Annotated in this window: 18 protein-coding genes; 7 read left to right on the top strand and 11 right to left on the bottom strand. The window is 63.8% G+C overall.

The genetic code is table 11. The features are described 5' to 3' along the window. Positions 1 to 4 precede the first annotated feature (4 nt). From KU43P_RS23900 to KU43P_RS23890, 3 genes are read right to left on the bottom strand one after another with little or no spacing between them, the layout of a single operon-like run. Positions 5 to 844 (bottom strand): HlyC/CorC family transporter, encoded by an 840-nt coding sequence (locus tag KU43P_RS23900; protein WP_317659971.1) that lies wholly within the window; start codon positions 842 to 844, stop codon positions 5 to 7. A gap of 25 nt (positions 845 to 869) precedes the next feature. Beyond that, on the bottom strand, positions 870 to 1,343 hold the full coding sequence (gene ybeY / locus KU43P_RS23895; RefSeq protein WP_317659970.1) for an rRNA maturation RNase YbeY: 474 nt from the start codon (positions 1,341 to 1,343) through the stop codon (positions 870 to 872). Next, a complete protein-coding gene (locus tag KU43P_RS23890) occupies positions 1,336 to 2,334 on the bottom strand; it encodes a PhoH family protein (RefSeq protein WP_317659969.1) in 999 nt (332 codons plus the stop codon). Before KU43P_RS23890 ends, ybeY begins: the two co-directional genes overlap by 8 nt. Positions 2,335 to 2,480: 146 nt before the next feature. Here KU43P_RS23890 and KU43P_RS23885 point away from each other — a divergent pair, with 146 nt between their 5' ends. After that, complete coding sequence (locus KU43P_RS23885; protein WP_317659968.1) at positions 2,481 to 2,807, top strand: DUF1820 family protein; 327 nt, start codon at positions 2,481 to 2,483, stop codon at positions 2,805 to 2,807. Here the strand turns inward: KU43P_RS23885 and KU43P_RS23880 are convergent, their stop codons facing one another. From KU43P_RS23880 to KU43P_RS23865, 4 genes are all read right to left on the bottom strand, one after another. Then, entirely contained in the window at positions 2,808 to 3,353 is a 546-nt protein-coding gene (locus tag KU43P_RS23880) for a tetratricopeptide repeat protein (RefSeq protein WP_317659967.1), read from the bottom strand. It abuts the gene before it with no gap. A 195-nt stretch (positions 3,354 to 3,548) separates the two neighbouring features. Next, the gene (hemL, locus tag KU43P_RS23875; protein ID WP_317659966.1) at positions 3,549 to 4,832 is read right to left on the bottom strand and encodes a glutamate-1-semialdehyde 2,1-aminomutase; all 1,284 of its coding nucleotides are present in this window, start codon (positions 4,830 to 4,832) and stop codon (positions 3,549 to 3,551) included. A gap of 17 nt (positions 4,833 to 4,849) precedes the next feature. Continuing rightward, positions 4,850 to 5,473: a thiamine phosphate synthase gene (gene thiE / locus KU43P_RS23870; protein WP_317659965.1), complete on the bottom strand. Its 624-nt coding sequence runs from the start codon at positions 5,471 to 5,473 to the stop codon at positions 4,850 to 4,852. Between the two features lie 14 nt (positions 5,474 to 5,487). Then, positions 5,488 to 6,285, bottom strand: a complete 798-nt coding sequence (locus KU43P_RS23865; protein ID WP_317659964.1) for a hydroxymethylpyrimidine/phosphomethylpyrimidine kinase — start codon at positions 6,283 to 6,285, stop codon at positions 5,488 to 5,490. Positions 6,286 to 6,550: 265 nt separating this feature from the next. On the opposite strand from KU43P_RS23865, the gene KU43P_RS23860 reads away from it, so the two are divergent. The 4 genes from KU43P_RS23860 (at position 6,551) to KU43P_RS23845 (ending at position 12,511) form a co-directional block, all read left to right on the top strand. Further along, positions 6,551 to 8,542 (top strand): hybrid sensor histidine kinase/response regulator, encoded by a 1,992-nt coding sequence (locus tag KU43P_RS23860; protein WP_317659963.1) that lies wholly within the window; start codon positions 6,551 to 6,553, stop codon positions 8,540 to 8,542. Between the two features lie 102 nt (positions 8,543 to 8,644). After that, positions 8,645 to 10,297 carry an acyl-CoA dehydrogenase family protein gene (locus tag KU43P_RS23855; RefSeq protein WP_317659962.1) on the top strand — a complete coding sequence of 551 codons (1,653 nt, stop codon included), beginning with the start codon at positions 8,645 to 8,647 and terminating at the stop codon, positions 10,295 to 10,297. 114 nt (positions 10,298 to 10,411) lie between these two features. Then, positions 10,412 to 11,875: an AMP nucleosidase gene (gene amn, locus KU43P_RS23850; protein ID WP_317659961.1), complete on the top strand. Its 1,464-nt coding sequence runs from the start codon at positions 10,412 to 10,414 to the stop codon at positions 11,873 to 11,875. A 6-nt stretch (positions 11,876 to 11,881) separates the two neighbouring features. Then, positions 11,882 to 12,511, top strand: coding sequence for a pseudouridine synthase (locus tag KU43P_RS23845; protein ID WP_317659960.1), 630 nt, complete (start codon positions 11,882 to 11,884; stop codon positions 12,509 to 12,511). 50 nt (positions 12,512 to 12,561) lie between these two features. Here KU43P_RS23845 and KU43P_RS23840 read toward each other — a convergent pair whose 3' ends face one another. Both KU43P_RS23840 and KU43P_RS23835 read right to left on the bottom strand, forming a co-directional pair. Further along, positions 12,562 to 12,765 carry a DUF2788 domain-containing protein gene (locus tag KU43P_RS23840; protein WP_008092861.1) on the bottom strand — a complete coding sequence of 68 codons (204 nt, stop codon included), beginning with the start codon at positions 12,763 to 12,765 and terminating at the stop codon, positions 12,562 to 12,564. Positions 12,766 to 12,819: 54 nt separating this feature from the next. Continuing rightward, the gene (locus tag KU43P_RS23835; RefSeq protein ID WP_003249795.1) at positions 12,820 to 13,296 is read right to left on the bottom strand and encodes an Lrp/AsnC family transcriptional regulator; all 477 of its coding nucleotides are present in this window, start codon (positions 13,294 to 13,296) and stop codon (positions 12,820 to 12,822) included. Between the two features lie 395 nt (positions 13,297 to 13,691). On the opposite strand from KU43P_RS23835, the gene KU43P_RS23830 reads away from it, so the two are divergent. After that, a complete protein-coding gene (locus tag KU43P_RS23830) occupies positions 13,692 to 14,540 on the top strand; it encodes a DUF6515 family protein (RefSeq protein WP_317659959.1) in 849 nt (282 codons plus the stop codon). Between the two features lie 3 nt (positions 14,541 to 14,543). Here KU43P_RS23830 and KU43P_RS23825 read toward each other — a convergent pair whose 3' ends face one another. Beyond that, on the bottom strand, positions 14,544 to 15,413 hold the full coding sequence (locus KU43P_RS23825) for a cation diffusion facilitator family transporter (protein WP_317659958.1): 870 nt from the start codon (positions 15,411 to 15,413) through the stop codon (positions 14,544 to 14,546). Between the two features lie 25 nt (positions 15,414 to 15,438). Beyond that, the gene (locus KU43P_RS23820; protein ID WP_317659957.1) at positions 15,439 to 15,858 is read right to left on the bottom strand and encodes a polyribonucleotide nucleotidyltransferase; all 420 of its coding nucleotides are present in this window, start codon (positions 15,856 to 15,858) and stop codon (positions 15,439 to 15,441) included. A gap of 116 nt (positions 15,859 to 15,974) precedes the next feature. Here KU43P_RS23820 and hrpB point away from each other — a divergent pair, with 116 nt between their 5' ends. Then, positions 15,975 to 18,503: an ATP-dependent helicase HrpB gene (gene hrpB, locus KU43P_RS23815; protein ID WP_317659956.1), complete on the top strand. Its 2,529-nt coding sequence runs from the start codon at positions 15,975 to 15,977 to the stop codon at positions 18,501 to 18,503. The last annotated feature ends 2 nt before the right edge of the window (positions 18,504 to 18,505 follow it).

Here is an 18,505-nt window from a genome sequence, read left to right as displayed (position 1 = left end):
GTCCTTAGCGGGTGATCGGTGTCAGGCGCAGCAAGTGTATCCGCCGGCTGTCGGCGTTGAGAATACGGAACTTGTAGGCGCCGATCTCGGTGGTCTCGTTGCGCTTGGGCAGGTGGCCGAAGGCGCTCATCACCAGGCCGCCCACAGTGTCGAACTCATCGTCCGAGAATTCGCTGTCGAAGAACTCGTTGAAGTTATCGATCGGCGTCAGTGCCTTGACCAGGAAGTCGCCACTTGGCAGCGGCTTGATGTAGCTGTCTTCTTCGACGTCATGTTCGTCCTCAATGTCACCGACGATCTGCTCGAGCACGTCTTCGATGGTCACAAGGCCTGCCACGCCGCCGTACTCGTCGATGACGATGGCCATGTGGTTATGATTGGCGCGGAATTCGCGCAGCAGCACGTTCAGGCGCTTGGACTCCGGCACGAAGGTGGCGGGGCGCAGCAAGTCCTTGATGTTGAAGCTGTCGCCGTTCTCTTTGAGGATCAACGGCAGCAGATCCTTGGCCAGCAGGATCCCGAGCACATCGTCATGGCTTTCGCCGATCACCGGGTAGCGTGAGTGTGCAGCGTCGATCACCGACGGCAGGAACTCGCGAGGCGACTGGGTAGCCTTGATGCTGATCATCTGCGAGCGCGGCACCATGATGTCACGGACCTGCAGGTCAGCGACCTGAATGGCACCTTCGACAATGGTCAGCGCTTCGCTGTCGAGCAGCTTGTTCTGATGGGCTTCGCGCAGCAGCTCTAGCAGCTCCTGGCGGTTTTTCGGCTCATGGGCAAAAGCCTGGGTCAGTTTACCCAGCCAGGACTTCTGCCCGTTGCTCGATCGATCTTCGCTCATGGCGGTTCTCGTGATCCTTCGTGTATCAGTGTGTGATTGAGTCGGTTTCATCGTCGGCATAGGGGTCGGGGTGACCCAGTTCTGCCAGCAATTCCCGTTCCAGCGCTTCCATTTCTTCGGCCTCATCGTCGTCGATGTGGTCGTAGCCAAGCAGATGCAGGCAGCCATGGATAACCAGATGCGCCCAGTGTGCCTCTAGCGATTTGCCCTGTTCGGCGGCCTCGCGCTCTACCACCGGCACGCAGATCACCAGGTCGCCGAGCAACGGGATATCGAGCAGGTCGTCGGGCACGTCGGCCGGGAAGGACAGCACATTGGTCGCGTAGTCCTTGTGCCGGTAGGTGTGGTTGAGTTCGCGGCCCTCGGCTTCGTCGACCAGGCGAATGGTCATTTCCGAATCCGCTGTGCGCTGGCGCAAGGCCAACTCGCACCAGCGGCGGAAGGCGGTGTCATCCGGGGCGGCAGCATCCGTGGCCCGTTGCAGGTCAAGTTCAAGCATCTTTGCCGGGCGCCTCGGGCTTGGCCTGGCGGGCATCGAAGCGGTCGTAGGCCTCGACGATGCGCTGCACCAGTGGGTGACGAACCACATCTTTGGGTTGGAAGTGGGTAAAGCTGATCCCCGGAACGTCCTTGAGCACCTCGATCACATGGGCCAGGCCCGACTTGGTGCCGCGAGGCAGGTCGACCTGGGTGATGTCACCGGTAATCACCGCAGTGGAGCCGAAGCCGATACGGGTGAGGAACATCTTCATCTGCTCGAGCGTGGTGTTCTGGCTCTCGTCGAGGATGATGAAGCTGTTGTTCAGGGTGCGGCCGCGCATGTAGGCCAGCGGAGCGATCTCGATGACCTGGCGCTCGATCAGCTTGGCGACGTGCTCGAAGCCGAGCATCTCGTACAGGGCGTCGTAGAGCGGGCGCAGGTAAGGGTCGATCTTCTGGGCCAGGTCGCCCGGCAGGAAGCCGAGCTTCTCGCCAGCCTCGACCGCCGGGCGCACCAGCAGGATACGGCGAACTTGTTCGCGTTCCAGGGCATCCACGGCGCAGGCCACGGCCAGGTACGTCTTGCCGGTGCCGGCCGGGCCGACACCGAAATTGATGTCGTTGGCCAGGATTTCCTTGACGTAGCGCTGCTGGTTGACCCCGCGCGGGCGAATGTTGCCCTTGCGCGTGCGCAACGAGACGCTGACTTCATTGACCGCCGGGTTGTCGATGTTCTCGACGGTCGACTCCTGCAGATACAGGTGCACGGTTTCCGGCGACAGCTCGGTAGCCTTGGCCTCGCGGTACAGGCGGCGCAGCAGTTGCTCGGCAGCGGAGGTGGTCTTGGGTTCGCCGATCAGCTCGAATTGATTGCCGCGGTTGCGGATCTCGATAGCCAGGCGTTGTTCGATCAGGCGCAGGTGCTCGTCGAACTGGCCGCACAGGTTGGCGAAACGGTGGGCCTCGAAAGGTTCGAGGATGAAACGATGAGGTTCTATGGGTGCGTTCAAGGTCGTTTTTAGCCGCTCGACGGCAATGAAGGTGAACTCAAGAATAACCCTTGAAGGGCAGGGGCGAAAGCACTGAAACGTTCAACGGTATGTACAGGGCTGTCTGCTATGATGCGCGCCTTTTCTTACGCATGTGTTATCCCGACATGAGCAAACGCGAACTCGCAATTTACAAGGTGATCTTCCTCAACCAGGGGCAGGTCTTCGAGATGTATGCCAAGCAGATCTACCAGAGCGACCTGTGGGGTTTCCTGGAGATTGAAGAATTCGTCTTTGGCGAGCGCACGCAGGTGGTGGTCGACCCGAGCGAGGAGAAGCTCAAGAACCAGTTCGAGGGCGTGATTCGCAGTTTTGTGCCGATGCACTCGATCGTTCGCATCGACGAGGTGGAGCGCCTGGGGACGGCGAAGATCAGCGAGGCCAAGGGTGGCGGCAATGTCATGCCGTTCCCGATGCCGATGCCCGAGAAGTGATCAGGGAAGGGGCGAGAACGGCGTGCGCCCTTCGGCGTTCTGCAGTTCCAGCAGGTATTTTCGGAAGATCTGGCCGAGCACCTGGGTGGCATGCTCCAGCTCGTCACGGGGCATCTGCTCGGTGACTTCATCGGCCATGTCCAGTGCATCTTCTGCGCCGTTGACCGCCGCCATCTTCAGCAGGATATAGGCCTGGACGTTGTTGGCTTTGACCCCTTCGCCATGGAAGAACATGGCGCCAAGGCGGTACTGGGCTTCGGCATGGCCTTGCAGCGAGGCCTTCTCGAACCAGTCCAGGGCCTTTTTCAGGTTCTTGGGCGTTTGCGTGTAGTAAAACTCACCCAACTCGAACTGCGCCTGGGCATCCCCGGTCATCGCCGTCTGCTCGCAAGCCTTGAGGGCGTTTTCCTGGTCTTCTGGCTGAACATTGAGCGTGCAGCGCCCCGTTGCCGGAATCAGCAACGAGTTACCGCCCTCAGCCTGGGCCAGCAGAGGCGGAAGAAGCAACAGGCAGCCCAAGGTCAGGGCGCGGCCGGTGCGGTTCATGGGGATCGACTTACCTCTGCAAAGCTGCGGCCAATGTCTCTGGTGGCACATTATGGGATAAGCAGCGCCAACCTTACAAAGTTTTACTCGAATTTCTGTGTTGGTGGGGAAAGTTGCTGATGGCGCAAGGGCTGTAATCGCCTGTACCGGCCTCATCGCGGATGAACCCGCGATGAGGCCGGTACAGGTTATCGCTTACTTCAGCTTGGCAAACGCCCGCTCAGCGGCATCGAGGGTGATCTTCAGCTCGGTCTCGCCATGGGCGATGGAAGTGAAGCCTGCCTCGAACGCGCTTGGCGCCAGGTAAACGCCACCCTCGAGCATCAGATGGAAGAAGCGCTTGAAGCGCTCGGCATCGCTGGCCATCACGTCATCGAAGGTGACAATGTCGTCGGCACCGCTGAAGTACAGGCCGAACATGGCACCCGCCTGGGTGGTGACGAACGGTACGCCAGCCGCATCGGCGCGTTGCTGCAGCCCATCGAGCATGCGGCTGGTGAAGGCGCTCAGCTCGTCATGGAAGCCCGGGCGGCTGATCAGCTTCAGGGTGGTCAGGCCAGCGGCCATTGCCAGCGGGTTACCCGACAGGGTGCCGGCCTGGTAGACCGGGCCGAGCGGGGCGATGCAGCCCATGATCTCGCGTTTGCCGCCAAAGCAGCCGACCGGCATGCCGCCACCGACGATCTTGCCGAAGGTCGACAGGTCCGGTGTGATGCCGTAGTAACCCTGGGCGCCGCCCAGCGATACGCGGAAACCGGTCATCACTTCGTCGAAGATCAGCACCACGCCGTGCTTGTCGCACTGCTCGCGCAGGCCTTCCAGGAAGCCCGGTGCCGGCGGTACGCAGTTCATGTTGCCGGCCACAGGTTCGACGATGATGCAGGCAACGCTCTGGCCGACGTCGGCCAGGGTCTTCTCGACCGCAGCGAGGTCGTTGAACGGCAGGGTCAGGGTATGCTTGGCGAAGTCTGCCGGCACACCCGCCGAGCTCGGCACGCCCTGGGTCAGCAGGCCGGAGCCGGCCTTGACCAGCAGGCTGTCGGAATGACCGTGGTAGCAGCCCTCGAACTTGATGATGGCGTCACGGCCGGTGTAACCACGGGCCAGGCGAATGGCGCTCATGGTGGCTTCGGTGCCGGAGCTGACCATGCGCACCATCTCCATGGATGGCACCAGCGAGCACACCAGGTCGGCCATCTCGGTTTCCATGGCGGTCGGCGCGCCGTAGGACAGGCCGTGCTGCAGCTGGTTGCGCACGGCGTCGAGCACGTCCGGGTGGCCATGGCCGAGGATCATCGGGCCCCAGGAACCCACGTAATCGACATAGCGCTTGTCGTCTTCATCGACTACATAAGCGCCTTCGGCATGCTTGAAGAACAGCGGGGTGCCGCCGACGCTCTTGAAAGCGCGGACCGGCGAGTTGACGCCACCCGGGATGTGCTTCTGGGCTTGGGCGAACAGGGATTCGGAACGGGACATGGGATCTTCTCTCGAAATCAGGAAGCGAACAGGGCGTTGAAGGCGCGGGCGCGGCGGGTGACTTCCTGCGCGCTGTCGGCACCGAACAGGCCATGGATCACCGCCAGCAGGTCGGCACCATGGGCGACCAGCGGGGCGGCATTGTCGAGGGTGATGCCGCCGATCACGGCAATCGGCAACTTGACCTGGGCGCGGGCCTGTTCAAGCAGCTCGACATTGGCGGCAGGTGCCCCCGGCTTGGTCACGGAATTGAAGAAACGGCCAAAGGCCACATAGCTGGCGCCTTCCCTGGCGGCTTGCTGGGCCCGCTCGAGCTGGGCGTGGCAGGTCGAGCCGATGATGGCCTGGCTGCCGAGCAGGGCGCGGGCCGGCGTCAGCGGGCCATCGGTTTGGCCCAGGTGCACGCCGACGCCCAGGCGCGCAGCCAGTTCGGCGTCATCGTTGATGATCAGCTTGGTGCCGTAACGCTCGCACAGCTTCATCAGCGTTTCGGCCTCGCGCAGGCGGCGGGCGGCGTCGTCGCTTTTGTCGCGGTACTGAAGCAGACACACGCCGCCTTCCAGCGCTGCCTCGACATGGGACAGGAAACGACCGGCGAGCAGTTGGCTGTCGGTGATCGCGTACAGACCGCGTAGCTTCATCTGAAGGCCTCGTATCAGGAACAGAAGTCCAGGGGCAGGCGGCGTGGGACGAACTGGCCCTTGCCCAGTTGTTCAGCGTCACGCAGGGTGCGCCAGGTGTAGTCCAGGGCACTGCGTACAGCGCTTTGCAACTGTTCGCCCAGCGCCAGACGGCCAGCCAGGGCACTGGCCAGGGTGCAACCCGAACCGTGATAGCTGCCCGGCAGGCGCTGGCAGGTCCAGGTGTGGCTCTGGCCGTCGCGGCTGTAAAGGCGGTTGTGGATCTCGTCTTCGTCGCCGTGGCCACCGGTAATCAGCAGGTGCTTGCAGAACGGCAACAGTTTTTCGGCGCATTGGTCAGCCGTGCCTTCAGGCAGCTCGGCAAGGATGCGGGCTTCGGGCAGGTTCGGCGTTGCGATGGTGGCCAGCGGCAGCAGCCGTTCGCGCAGCGCATAGCCGACTTCGTCCTTGCCCAGGCGGCCACCGCCACCGGCGCGCAGCACCGGGTCGCAGACCAGCGGCAGGTGCGGGTGGGCACTCAGCAGTTCGGCGACGGTGTCGACCATGTCGATCGAGCCGAGCATGCCCAACTTGACGGCAGCAACGCGAGAGTCGGCCAGCACGGCGTTGGCCTGGGCCAGCACCCACTCGCGGTCGAGCACGCGGAAGTCGGAAACATTGACGGTATCCTGCACGGTCAGGGCGGTCACGGTCGGTGCGGCGTGACAGCCTTGGGCGATCAGGGCTTCGATATCTGCCTGCAAGCCGGCGCCGCCACTTGGGTCGTGGCCGGAGAGACAGAGGACAACGGGGCGGGAGCTGTAGGTATTCATGGTCGGCGAGCTTACCACCAAACCCAAATGTACGGATCGTCCTACACATGGATTATGTTGATCGAGTGGTCAGATTTTTGTGTGCTTGCAGGCTGAAAGTATTGTTCTAGAGCCTTTTCTATCAAATTTAAAGTGCCCCGTTGCCAGCGTTGAAAGCTATGCTAGAGTGCTCGGATAATTCGACAAACGGGCGCTGCCGGATCTCGTCGTCTCATAAGGATTGGAGGCCATCGCGACGCGACCGGACAGGCCATGCTGGGGCTGTATGCGCTATTTGCTGATTGTGCTTTTGGGTTTGCTGCCCGTGCTGGCCACTGCGGTCGACTTCGACGATACCACCCGGTACCTGCCACTGGGCAAGGTCATGCAGGTTTATGAAGACCGCGATGGCACTGCCAGCATCGCTCAAGTCAGCGCGCCCATCTTCGCCAATCGTTTTCGTGCCCACCATGAAAACGTGCTCAACGCCGGCTATTCAACCTCGGTGTTCTGGCTGAAGCTCGATCTGCACTACCTCCCGTCCGCAAGCACTTCCCCCCGCCAGTGGTTGCTGGAACTGGCCTACCCGCCGCTGGATCATCTCGAGCTGTATCTGCCCGGCAGTGATGGCGTCTACCGCCTGGCCCAGCGTACCGGCGACGCCTTGCCCTACGACAGCCGGCAGATCCGCCAGAACAACTACCTGTTCGAACTGCCTTTGCGCGCAGGCCAGGCGACCACTGCCTACTTGCGCCTGCACAGCGAAGGCTCGGTGCAGGCGCCGTTGGCGCTATGGTCGGCCGAGGCCTACATGGAGGATCAGCCCACTCGCCTGTACGTGCTGGGCATGATCTACGGCGTGCTGCTGGTGATGTTGGTGTACAACCTATTCATCTTCATCAGCGTGCGGGACGTCAGTTACCTCTACTACATCCTCTATATCGCCTCGTTCGGCCTTTACCAGGTGTCGGTCAACGGTGCCGGCGTGGCCTACTTCTGGCCGGACAGCCCCTGGTGGGCGAACGCTGCGACGCCGTTGTTCATTGGTGCGGCAGGCTTGTTCGGCTGTCAGTTCGCCCGCCATTTCCTGCGCCTGAGCAAGATCAGCCTAGGCTTCGATCGCCTGCTGCAACTGTTGATGGTGGGTGGCGTGGTGGTCATGGTGCTGGCGGTAAGCATGCCTTATGGCATTGCCCTGCGCATGGCCACCGTGCTGGCGTTGCTGTTCACCGTGAGCGTCTTCACGGCCGGGCTGATCGCCTGGTCGCGCGGACTGCGCGTGGCGCGCTGGTTCATCATCGCCTGGACGGCGTTCCTGCTTGGCGGACTGGTCAATACCTTGATGGTGCTGGGCTATCTGCCGAATGTGTTCATTACCATGTATGCCAGCCAACTGGGTTCGGCACTGGAAGTGGCGCTGCTGTCACTGGCGCTGGCCGACCGGATCAACAGCATGCGCGAACAGCAGGCACAGACGCTGCGTGATACCGGCCGCACGCTGGAGCAACTGAACCAGCAGCTGGCCAGGAGCAACCTGCTCAAGGACGAATTCCTCGCCACCGTGACCCATGAGCTGCGCACACCGATGAACGGCGTGATCGGCTCGCTGGAACTGATGCAGACGCTGCCCATGAGCGCCGAAATGGCGCAGTACCAGCGCACGGCGGTGGGGTCGGCCCAGGACATGATGGGCATGGTCGACGATATCCTTACCCTGACCGAACTGCAGGCCGGGCGGCTGCGTGCCCAGCCTGCGCCGTTCAGTTTGCGCCGGTTGCTCCAGGACCTGCGCGCCGGCCATGCGGGCACGGCGCTGGGCAAAGGCCTGTACCTGAGCCTGGATATTCCTGCCGAGCTGCCTGACGAGTTGCTGGGCGATGCGCACAAGCTGGCCCGTTGCCTGGGGTGCCTGGTGGACAACGGCCTGAAGTTCACCCATCAAGGAGGTGTGATGGTGCAGGTGCGCGGCCGGCGTCTGGGGCCTGACAGCCTGGCCCTGGCCTTTACCGTGAGCGACAGTGGCATCGGCTTCGATGACCTGGACCAGGCGATCCTCTACCAGCGCTTCTTTCAGGTCGACGGTTCGATGACCCGGCGCTATGGCGGGCTGGGCATCGGGCTGTCGATCTGCCGGCAGATGGGCGAGCTGCTTGGCGGCAAGTTGTCGCATGAGTCGACGCGTGGCCTGGGCAGCCGCTTCGAGCTGACGCTCAATGTGGCGATTGCGCAGATGCAGATGCCACCGGGCCGGGCGGCCTCGGGGGCGATCCGGTTCTGATGCCCTGCGCTACCACAGGTTTAGTCATATTTGTCACTTTGACTGACTGACAGGGAGTGCTTCACTGGGACTTTCAGGCATACCCGGCCCCAGGAGCTCCCGATGAACCTGCACCAGTACGCTGAAACCCACGAAGTCACGAACCAGCCGCCGTCACTGGACGGTGCCAACCTGTATCGGCTCGATATCCCTCTGCAGGAATGGTCGCGGCGCTTTGGCGCCGGCTGGGCCGAGTCGCGGATCGACGCCTACGGTGCCCTGGCTGGCGGGCCGCTGATGGCGGCAGGCTTCCTGGCCAACGCGCATAAGCCGGCGTTCAGCAGCCATGACCGCTATGGCCATCGTATCGACCTGGTGGAGTTTCACCCCGCCTACCATGAACTGATGCGCACCGCTGTCGAGCACGGCCTGCCGTCGTTGCCCTGGGCCGAACCCCGTGCCGGCGCCCATGTCGCCCGGGCGTCGATGACCTACCTGCACAGCCAGGCCGAAGCGGGCACCGGCTGCCCGCTGACCATGACCTTCGCCGCCGTGCCTGCACTGCGCCTGCAGCCGGAGCTGGCAGAGTACTGGCTGCCGAAGATCCTTGCCCGCGAGTACGACCCACGCAACGTTGGCGATCGCCACAAAGCCGGGGTGACCATCGGCATGGCCATGACCGAGAAACAGGGCGGCACCGATGTGCGCGCCAATACCACCCGCGCCTACCCCGTCGGTACGCCCGGCCCCGGCCAGCCCTACGAACTGGTCGGGCACAAATGGTTCTGCTCGGCGCCGATGTGCGATGCATTCCTGACCCTGGCGCAGACCGAAAAAGGCCTGACCTGCTTCCTGCTGCCGCGCCACCGCCCGGATGACCAGCGCAATCAGTTCTATATCCAGCGCCTGAAGAACAAGCTCGGCAACAGCTCCAATGCCTCCAGCGAGGTCGAGTTCCGTGGTGCCCTGGCATGGATGGTGGGCGAGGAGGGGCGGGGTGTGCCGACCATCATCGAAATGGTCGCCATGACCCGTTTCGACTGCATGGTCGGTTCCAGCGCGCTGATGCGCCAGGCGCTGACCCAGGCCAGCCACCATTGCGCGCACCGCAAGGTTGGCGGTCGGGTACTCGGCGAGCAGCCATTGATGCAGAACGTGTTGGCCGACCTGGCCCTGGAAAGCGAGGCGGCCTTGGCCTTGAGCCTGCGCATGGGCCAGGCCCTGGAGCAGCTAGACGACCCGCAGCAGGCGCATTTCGCCCGGCTGGTCACGGCGGTGGGCAAGTACTGGATCTGCAAGCGCGCCCCCGCGATGATCAACGAGGCGGCCGAGTGCCTGGGTGGCGCCGGCTATGTGGAGGACAGCATCCTGCCGCGCCTGTACCGCGAGGCGCCGGTCAACTCCACGTGGGAAGGCTCCGGCAACGTGCAGTGCCTGGATGTGCTGCGGGCGTTGTCCAAGGAGCCGGGCGTACTGGATGCGTTATTCACCGAACTGGGCGACGGGCATGGCGACCCGCGGCTGGCGGCGCACATCGGCAATCTCAAGGGGGCGTTTGCCGATACCAGCGATATTCAGTACCGCGCCCGACAGCTGACCGAGGACATCGCCGTGGCGTTGCAAGCCAAGCTGCTGCTCGAAGCCGGGAACACGGCGGTGAGCGATGCATTCATCGGCAGCCGCCTTGCGGGTGGCGGGCGTGTATACGGGGCATTGCCTCGTGGGGTGGATGTGGAGGCGCTGGTAGCGCGGGCTACGCCAGTCTGGCCGGGGTGAGGTGCCTGTGGGAGCCGGCTTTCCGGCGAAGGGGCCATCGCGACTACCGGGGATGTATTTGCCAAGAAACGCAGGCAAGATGGCTGACACGCATGTCCAGACAGGAAGCACAGTGTGAGCCACGCTTTTGTAGTCGTTGATACACCCGAACAGGCCGTCGACCGTCTGTCGGCCCTGCATGAACAGGCCACCGGGGCCCTCAGCCAGGCCCTCAAGCGTTACCTGAAAGATCGCACCGAGCCGGACGCCGACGAGCGTGCCCTGTATCGCTACCCGGCCCTGCGCCTGACCTACTACAGCCATGGCGAAGTCGCTGCCACCACCCGTGCCTACGCCAAGGTTCAGGTTGCCGGTACCTACAGCGTTACCGTCACCCAGCCTTCGGCGTTTCGCAGCTACCTGCTGGAACAGCTGCGCCCACTGATGCACGACTACACGGTGACCGTGGAAGTCGGTGTCAGCGAGCAGAACATTCCGTACCCCTATGTGGTCGACCAGGGCGATGAGCTGGCCGGCAGTGGCATCACAGCTGCAGAGCTGGCGCGGGTGTTCCCCAGTACCGACCTGTCCGCCGCCACCGACGATATCGCCGACGGCCTGTGCGACTGGGGCAATGCCCAGACCCTGCCGCTGGCGCTGTTCGACGCCGCTCGGGTGGACTTCTCCCTGCGCCGCCTGGTGCACTACACCGGCAGCGACTGGCGCCACATGCAGCCATGGATCCTGCTGACCAACTACCACCGCTACGTCGACCAGTTCATCAGCCACGGCCTGGAGCAACTGCGCGAAGACCCACGCTTCGTGCGCATGGTGCTGCCGGGCAACGTCGAGATCGAGAAGGGCATGGACCATGGTGAAGCGCAGGCCCTCGTAGCCAGCGTGGTCTGGCATCGCTACCAGATGCCGGCCTATCACCTGATCGCCGCCGATGGCGACGGGATCACCCTGGTCAACATTGGTGTCGGCCCGTCCAACGCCAAGAACATCACCGACCACCTGGCCGTACTGCGCCCGCACTGCTGGCTGATGATCGGCCACTGCGGCGGCCTGCGTCAGTCGCAGACCATCGGCGACTACGTGCTGGCCCACGCCTACATGCGCCGCGATGGCATCCTCGACCGGGTCGTGCCACCGAACATCCCGATTCCGGCCCTGGCCGAAGTCCAGCTGGCGCTGCAGGAAGCCGCCGCGCAAGTCACAGGCGAGCGTGGCGAAGAGCTGAAGAAGCGCCTGCGCACCGGCACCGTGCTGACCTACGATGACCGCAACTGGGAGCTGCGCTGGGCCCAGGAACGGCCGTTGATCAACCTGTCGCGCGCGGTGGCAGTGGACATGGAAAGCGGCACCATCGCCGCTCAGGGCTACCGTCTGCGGGTGCCTTACGGCACTTTGCTGTGTGTATCGGACAAGCCACTGCACAGTGAAATCAAGCTGCCCGGTTCGGCCAATGCCTTCTACAACCGCGCCGTCAGCCAGCACCTGAAGATCGGCATCGCGGCCCTCGATCTGCTGCGCACCGAGCTCAACTCGCTGCACTCGCGTAAACTGCGCAGCTTCGATGAGCCGCCGTTCCGCTGAGGATCCATGCCACTGCCACCCCGTTCCAAGCCGCGCCGCCCTCAGGCGCGGCCTGCCGGCCCCCGTCGCCAGCCCAAGGCACCACCGGCCGAGCCACGCTTGATCCTGTTCAACAAGCCGTTCGATGTGCTCACCCAGTTCAGCGACGGAGAAGGGCGGGCGACGCTCAAGGATTACATCGATATCCCAGGCATCTACCCGGCCGGGCGGCTGGACCGCGACAGCGAAGGTTTGTTGTTGCTGACCAATGACGGCCAATTGCAGGCGCGCATTGCCGACCCCAAGCACAAGCTGGCCAAGACCTACTGGGTACAGGTGGAAGGGGAACCGAGCGATGAGCAGCTCAAGCAGTTGCGCGAAGGGGTGGTGCTCAATGACGGGCCGACCTTGCCGGCCGAAGCTCGGCGCCTCGACGAGCCGGCGCTGTGGCCACGCAACCCGCCGGTGCGGTTTCGCAAGAGCGTGCCGACCAGTTGGCTGGAGCTGGTGATTCGCGAGGGGCGTAACCGCCAAGTGCGGCGCATGACTGCGGCGGTGGGGTTGCCAACCTTGCGCCTGGTGCGGGTACGTATTGGCGATTGGGCGCTGGATGGGCTGGAGCAGGGGTGTTGGCGCGAGGTGCCGGCGCGGCTTTAGGCCTTGTTGGCCTCATCGCCGGCAAACCTGCGATGAGGCCCGCGAAACCGCTAGACCCCTTCCAGAAACCCCACCACCACGCTCTTGATGATAAAGGCCAGCACCCCCAGGCCCAGCACGAAGAACAGGATCATCGTGCCAAAGCGCCCTGCCTTGGACTTCTTTGCCAGGTCCCAGACGATGAAGCCCATGAAACCGATCAATACGGTCACCAGGATGATCATCATCCACTCTTCGAATACGGCGGGATCCATCTGTGTTCTCCAGGCAGGCTAAGCAGCCGATTATACGCCGGCCAGCGGCCGCGATTAACGAAGGTGGGTCAAAGGTAGCTCGGTGCTCGCCAGCACCTGGTTGAGCACGAAGCTCGAACGCACGCTGGTGACGCCTTCGATCCGGGTCAGGCTGCCTAGTAGCAATTTCTGGTAGTGATCCATGTCCGGTACCACCACCTTGAGCTGGTAGTCGGCATCCATGCCGGTGACCAGGCTGCATTCGAGCACCTGCGGCAGGTTGCGGATGGCGGCCTCGAAAGTTTCGAAGCGCTCGGGGGTGTGGCGGTCCATGCCGATCAACACGTAGGCGGTCAGGCTCAGGCCCAACTTCTTACGGTCGAGCAGGGCCACCTGGCGCGAAATGTAGCCGTCGTCTTCCAGTTGCTTGACCCGACGCGAGCATGGCGAAGGCGACAGGCCGATGCGCTCGGCCAGCTCCTGGTTGGAGATGCGGGCGTCGCGTTGCAATTCGGCGAGGATGCTCAGGTCGTAGCGGTCAAGCTTGCTCATGGAAAAGGCCTTTTCTGTTCGGATTGCTGTGAATTATCGATCCAGGGTTAAAAATTGCGCAAGTGCTATTTATCTGAGCAATCTTCGCAATCCTCTGTCGCCGCTGCTTCTGTAAAGTTAACCCCAGAATCACTGCCCGGACATCAGTCCACGGCGACGCGCCCTAGGCGGGCGGTCGCGGCCAGCGCTCCAACAGGAGCTGCCAGGCCCCCGGGCTACACACCGTTCAGAAGACGGCGTGAGGTGAGCCGGCGCCACAAGTGCCGAGCACGGACGACAATTCCCAAAGGGAGGCCCAGCGGCCTCCCTTTTTTCATGTCCGCGATTTCACCTGCCGGTGCATCACGGGCGCGGTAGACTGGCAGCGTGCCGTTTTCTTTACCGCGAGGAACAACATGAAGTCGCGCATCTGGCAGTTGGCAGGTGTTGGTTTGCTGAGTTTGAGCATCAGCCTCGGGGCTTTGGCCCAAGGGCCGAACGAGGGGCATGGCGGGCACTCCGGCAATGGCCCTCAAGACCCCAATGGCGGCGCCATGGGTAGTTCGCCCCTCAACTCGCGTGACGAAGTACGCCAGACCCAACCTGCGCGGCAGGGCTATTACCAGGACATCCCGCGGCGCGATGGCGACAACCGTCACTGGGAGGCTGGCGGCCCAGGGCAACGGCCGGGCGGCGATTGGCAAGGCCGCCCGGACGGTCACGGCAATGGCTGGGGGCCTGGGCCGCAATACCGCCCCGGTCATACCGTTGATCATTTCCCCGACCAGTACTGGAAGGTCCCGTACCGCGGCCAGGACTACTTCTACTCAGGCGGTTACTGGTATCGGCCGCATGGCAGCAGCTACATCGTGGTGTCGCCACCCCATGGTGTGCGGGTTGGTTATCTGCCGCCCTATGCGCGTGAGGTGTGGGTCGGTGGGGCGCTGTTCTTCCTGGTGGCCGATACCTACTACCAGTACCTGGCCAGCACTCAGGAATACGTCGTGGTCAACCCACCCGCCGTCGCGCCGGCACCCGTGGCCGTGGCACCCGCAGGCAATGCCTATGATGTGGTGGCCTATCCGATGTACGGCCAGGGGCAGGAGCAGCAGGAACAGGACCGCTACCAGTGCCACCGCTGGGCGGTAAGCCAGTCGGGCTTCGACCCGGCGACCGCGACCTATGCGCCACCGGGCAACATTGCCGATACCTATCGGCGGGCTCTGGGCGCCTGCTTCAGTGGGCGCGGCTACAGCATCAACTGAGGGTCACACAGGGTCGGCATGCACCATCACATCCGCCTTCGGATAACGTTGGCGGATGACCTGCGAGGCCTCGACGCACAGGGCATGTGCGTCATGCAGTGGCAACTGCCCAGGCAGCTCCAGGTGCAACTGCACGAACCACTGGTTGCCCGATACCCGGGTGCGCAGGTCATGCACGCCCTTGACCCCGGGAATGGCCAGCACCAGTTCCTGCATGCCTTCGCCGATGTCGCCCGGCAGTTCTTTGTCCATCAGGATGGCCGTGCTTTCTCGCGCTATCTGCAGCGCACTCCACAGGATGTACAGGGCAATGCCCAGGCCGAATAGCGCATCGAGCTGGGGCCAGCCAAAGCGTGCCAGCAGCAGGGCCAGCAGGATGCTGCTGTTGAGCAGCAGGTCGGAGCGATAGTGCAGAGAATCGGCACGTACCGCAGTCGAGCCGGTTGCGCGAATAACCTTGCGTTGCAAGGCCAGCAGGGCGAGGGTCAGTGCCAGCGAGAGCAGCATCACGCTGATGCCAATGGCCGTGTCGCCCAGTGGCTGTGGCGCCTGCAGGCGCTCGTAAGCCTGCACGCCGATCAGTACCGCACTCACGCCGATGAACAGGGCCTGAGCCATGCCCGCCAGGGCCTCGGCCTTGCCATGGCCGAAGCGATGGTCGTCATCGGCCGGGCGCAGCGCGTAGTGCACGGCCAGCAGGTTAAGGAACGAAGCCACAGCATCCAGGGCCGAGTCGGTCAGGCCCGCCAGCAGGCTGACCGAGCCGCTCAGCCACCAGGCCACGGCTTTGCTCAGCACCAGGATGCTGGCCACTGCCAACGATGCGCGGGTGGCCAGGCGTAGCAGGCGTTGGTGTTCGGCCGAGGTGGTCATGCCGTGGCGGATATCCTTGTGCGGTTCAGGCTGCCGGTACCAGGCCCAAAGTCGCCAGTTGCTCGACGCTGCCGCGGTGCTGGATCAGCCGCGGGTCATCCAGTGGCAGGCGCTGGCCCAGCTCGCTTTCGAGAATGGCCTGCAGCTTGAGGTTGTCGACCTTGCCATCCGGGCTTACAGCATCACGAAGTTTTGCCGGGTCGACCTGAGCGGTGTGCCCGCCTGGGTAATAGATGGCACCCGTGGCAAAGTCGATGCCGAAGGCGATCAGGCCGGGGATCACGTAGAACAGGATGCCGATTGCATCCATCGCGGCAACCACAGGGTCGATCTTGCCGCCGATCTGGCCACGGCGATCTGGGTAGAAAATCGTGCCACAGGCCGTCAGCTGAGTCAGCAGTGTGGCGATCAGGGCGCCACCAATGACGCGGGATGGGATGCGCATGTAAATCTCCGAAAGGGTAATCAGCAGGGCAAGCGAAGCGCCAGCACCTGATGCTAAGACCATGATAGAGCAGGCTGGGTTCGCCGTTATACTCGCGAGACTGTTCGAGGACCACCATGATTTCATTACCCATTGATGCCGCCTTGCCCGCCTTGCGCCTGGCCCTGCAAAACCGCGATGAAGCCGTACTCGAGGCACCGCCCGGTGCCGGCAAGACAACCCGCGTGCCGCTGGCGCTGCTGAACGAGCCGTGGCTGGCCGGGCAGAGCATTCTCATGCTCGAACCACGGCGCCTCGCGGCGCGGGCGGCGGCCGAGCGGCTGGCCAGCGAGCTTGGGGAAAAGGTCGGTGAAACCGTGGGTTACCGCATCCGCCTGGACAGCAAGGTAGGCCCGAAGACGCGTATCGAAGTGGTCACCGAAGGCATCCTTACCCGCCGCCTGCAGGCGGACCCGGCGCTGGAAGGGGTCGGGTTGTTGATCTTCGACGAATACCACGAACGCAGCCTCGATGCCGACCTGGCCCTGGCGCTGAGCCTGAACGGCCGCGAGCTGCTGCGTGATGATCCGCCGCTGAAGATCCTGTTGATGTCCGCGACCCTGGAAGGCGAGCGTCTGTCGCGGCTGCTCGACGATGCGCCGGTGGTCAGCAGCGAAGGGCGCATGTACCCGGTGGATATCCAGTGGAGCAGGCCGTTCCAGCCGGGTGAGTTCATTGAGCCGCGGGTGCTGGATTGCGTGCTTCAAGCATTGGCCGATCAGGCCGGCAGCGTGCTGGTTTTCCTGCCCGGCCAGGCGGAAATCCGCAGGGTTCATCAGAGCCTGCAGGAAGCGCTGGGCGAGCGCCCAGATATCTTGCTCTGCCCATTGCACGGTGAACTCGACCTCAGTGCCCAGCGCGCTGCCATCGACCCGGCGCCCGAAGGCCTGCGCAAGGTGGTGCTGGCCACCAACATTGCCGAAACCAGCCTGACCATCGAAGGCGTGCGGGTGGTGATCGACGCAGGCCTCGCTCGGGTGCCGCGTTTCGACCCCGGCAGCGGCATGACGCGCCTGGACACCCAGCGCATCTCCCGCGCCAGCGCCACTCAGCGCGCCGGCCGTGCGGGGCGGCTGCAGCCAGGCGTGTGCTATCGCTTGTGGTCCGAAGCCCAGCACGAACAACTGGCAGCCCATGGCAGCGCCGAAATCCTCCAGGCCGACCTTGCCGGCCTGGCCTTGCAACTGGCCCGCTGGGGTGTCATGCCCGATCAATTGCGCTGGCTCGACCAACCGCCCGCTGCGGCGTTTTCCCAGGCTCAGGAGTTGCTGGCACGCCTGGGGGCATTCAAGGCGGGCAGCCGCGACAACCTCAGCGAACATGGCCAGGCAATGGCCGAATTACCGGCCCATCCGCGAATCGCCCATTTACTGTTGCGTGGCCAAGACCTGGGCCTGGCGACCATGGCCTGCGATGTGGCCGCCCTGTTGGGGGAGCGCGATATCCAGCGTGGCGGCGGGGCCGACCTGCACAGCCGTTTGGCGTTGGTCAGCGGCGAGAGCAAAGCCGCCCGTGGTGGGCAGGGCGGTGTGCAGCGCGCCCGACAGTTGGCCCGCCAGTACCTGGAGCTGCTGCGCGGCAAGGCCGGTGCCGCGGTCAGCGACCCCGATCACCCGCGCTGGCTCGGTGCCTTGCTGGCGCTGGCCTACCCCGACCGGGTTGCTCAGCAGCGACGCGAGGGTGGGGCGGAGTATCGACTGGCCAATGGCCGTGCGGCGGTGTTCGCCGAGGCCGACGCGTTGATGAAATGCCCCTGGCTGGTGATTGCCGACCTTGGTAGCCGCCAGGGCCAGCGGGAGGAACGCATCTACCTGGCCGCCGAGTTCGATCCGTCGCTACTTGAAAACGTTCTGGCCGAACAGGTCGAGCGCCTCGACATTCTCGATTGGGACGAACGCGAACAGGTGCTGCGTGCCGAGCGTCAACGCAAGGTCGGCGAACTGGTGCTCAGCCGCGAGCCGTTGCCTGGGCTGGATGATGAAGCGCGTGCCAGGGCATTGCTTGCTCTGGTGCGGCGCAAAGGCTTGAACCTGCTGACCTGGACGCCCGAGCTGCGTCAGTGGCAGGCACGGGTGGCGCTGCTGCGTCAGCTGGATTTGGCAGGTGGGGGCCAGAGCGAATGGCCGGACCTGAGTAACGAAGCCCTGCTCGCGACGCTGGAGGACTGGCTGCAACCTTACTTGGGCAAGGTCTCACGCCTGAGCCACTTCGCGGCCCTGGACCTTTCGTCGATCTTGCGCAACCTGCTGCCTTGGCCGCTTCCTCAGCGCCTGGACGAATGGGCGCCGGCGCACCTGGCCGTACCGTCGGGTTCGAACATTCGCCTCGACTACAGTGAACACCCGCCGATTCTTGCGGTGCGCCTGCAGGAATTGTTCGGCTTGGCCGACACGCCACGCATTGCCCAGGGCCGCCAGCAGGTCAAGTTGCACCTACTTTCACCAGCGCGCCGGCCGGTGCAGGTCACTCAGGACCTGGCCAATTTCTGGCGCACGACCTATGCCGAAGTGAAGAAGGATTTGAAAGGCCGTTACCCCAAGCACTATTGGCCTGATGACCCGCTGGTGGCCGAAGCCACGGCGCGGGCCAAGCCACGGGGTACCTGAAG

Source organism: Pseudomonas sp. KU43P, assembly GCF_033095865.1.
GTDB lineage: Bacteria > Pseudomonadota > Gammaproteobacteria > Pseudomonadales > Pseudomonadaceae > Aquipseudomonas.
The sequence above is the reverse complement of the archived record's forward strand: the minus strand, read 5'-3'. Positions and strand labels throughout refer to the sequence as shown.

Excerpts from the sequence above, each read along its gene's own strand:
- KU43P_RS23900 (WP_317659971.1), bottom strand. The coding sequence starts at position 844 with ATGAGCGAAGATCGATCGAGCAACGGGCAGAAGTCCTGGCTGGGTAAA.
- ybeY (WP_317659970.1), bottom strand. The coding sequence starts at position 1,343 with ATGCTTGAACTTGACCTGCAACGGGCCACGGATGCTGCCGCCCCGGAT.
- KU43P_RS23885 (WP_317659968.1), top strand. The coding sequence starts at position 2,481 with ATGAGCAAACGCGAACTCGCAATTTACAAGGTGATCTTCCTCAACCAG.
- KU43P_RS23880 (WP_317659967.1), bottom strand. The coding sequence starts at position 3,353 with ATGAACCGCACCGGCCGCGCCCTGACCTTGGGCTGCCTGTTGCTTCTT.
- hemL (WP_317659966.1), bottom strand. The coding sequence starts at position 4,832 with ATGTCCCGTTCCGAATCCCTGTTCGCCCAAGCCCAGAAGCACATCCCG.
- thiE (WP_317659965.1), bottom strand. The coding sequence starts at position 5,473 with ATGAAGCTACGCGGTCTGTACGCGATCACCGACAGCCAACTGCTCGCC.
- KU43P_RS23865 (WP_317659964.1), bottom strand. The coding sequence starts at position 6,285 with ATGAATACCTACAGCTCCCGCCCCGTTGTCCTCTGTCTCTCCGGCCAC.
- KU43P_RS23860 (WP_317659963.1), top strand. The coding sequence starts at position 6,551 with ATGCGCTATTTGCTGATTGTGCTTTTGGGTTTGCTGCCCGTGCTGGCC.
- KU43P_RS23855 (WP_317659962.1), top strand. The coding sequence starts at position 8,645 with ATGAACCTGCACCAGTACGCTGAAACCCACGAAGTCACGAACCAGCCG.
- KU43P_RS23845 (WP_317659960.1), top strand. The coding sequence starts at position 11,882 with ATGCCACTGCCACCCCGTTCCAAGCCGCGCCGCCCTCAGGCGCGGCCT.
- KU43P_RS23840 (WP_008092861.1), bottom strand. The coding sequence starts at position 12,765 with ATGGATCCCGCCGTATTCGAAGAGTGGATGATGATCATCCTGGTGACC.
- KU43P_RS23835 (WP_003249795.1), bottom strand. The coding sequence starts at position 13,296 with ATGAGCAAGCTTGACCGCTACGACCTGAGCATCCTCGCCGAATTGCAA.
- KU43P_RS23830 (WP_317659959.1), top strand. The coding sequence starts at position 13,692 with ATGAAGTCGCGCATCTGGCAGTTGGCAGGTGTTGGTTTGCTGAGTTTG.
- KU43P_RS23825 (WP_317659958.1), bottom strand. The coding sequence starts at position 15,413 with ATGACCACCTCGGCCGAACACCAACGCCTGCTACGCCTGGCCACCCGC.
- KU43P_RS23820 (WP_317659957.1), bottom strand. The coding sequence starts at position 15,858 with ATGCGCATCCCATCCCGCGTCATTGGTGGCGCCCTGATCGCCACACTG.
- hrpB (WP_317659956.1), top strand. The coding sequence starts at position 15,975 with ATGATTTCATTACCCATTGATGCCGCCTTGCCCGCCTTGCGCCTGGCC.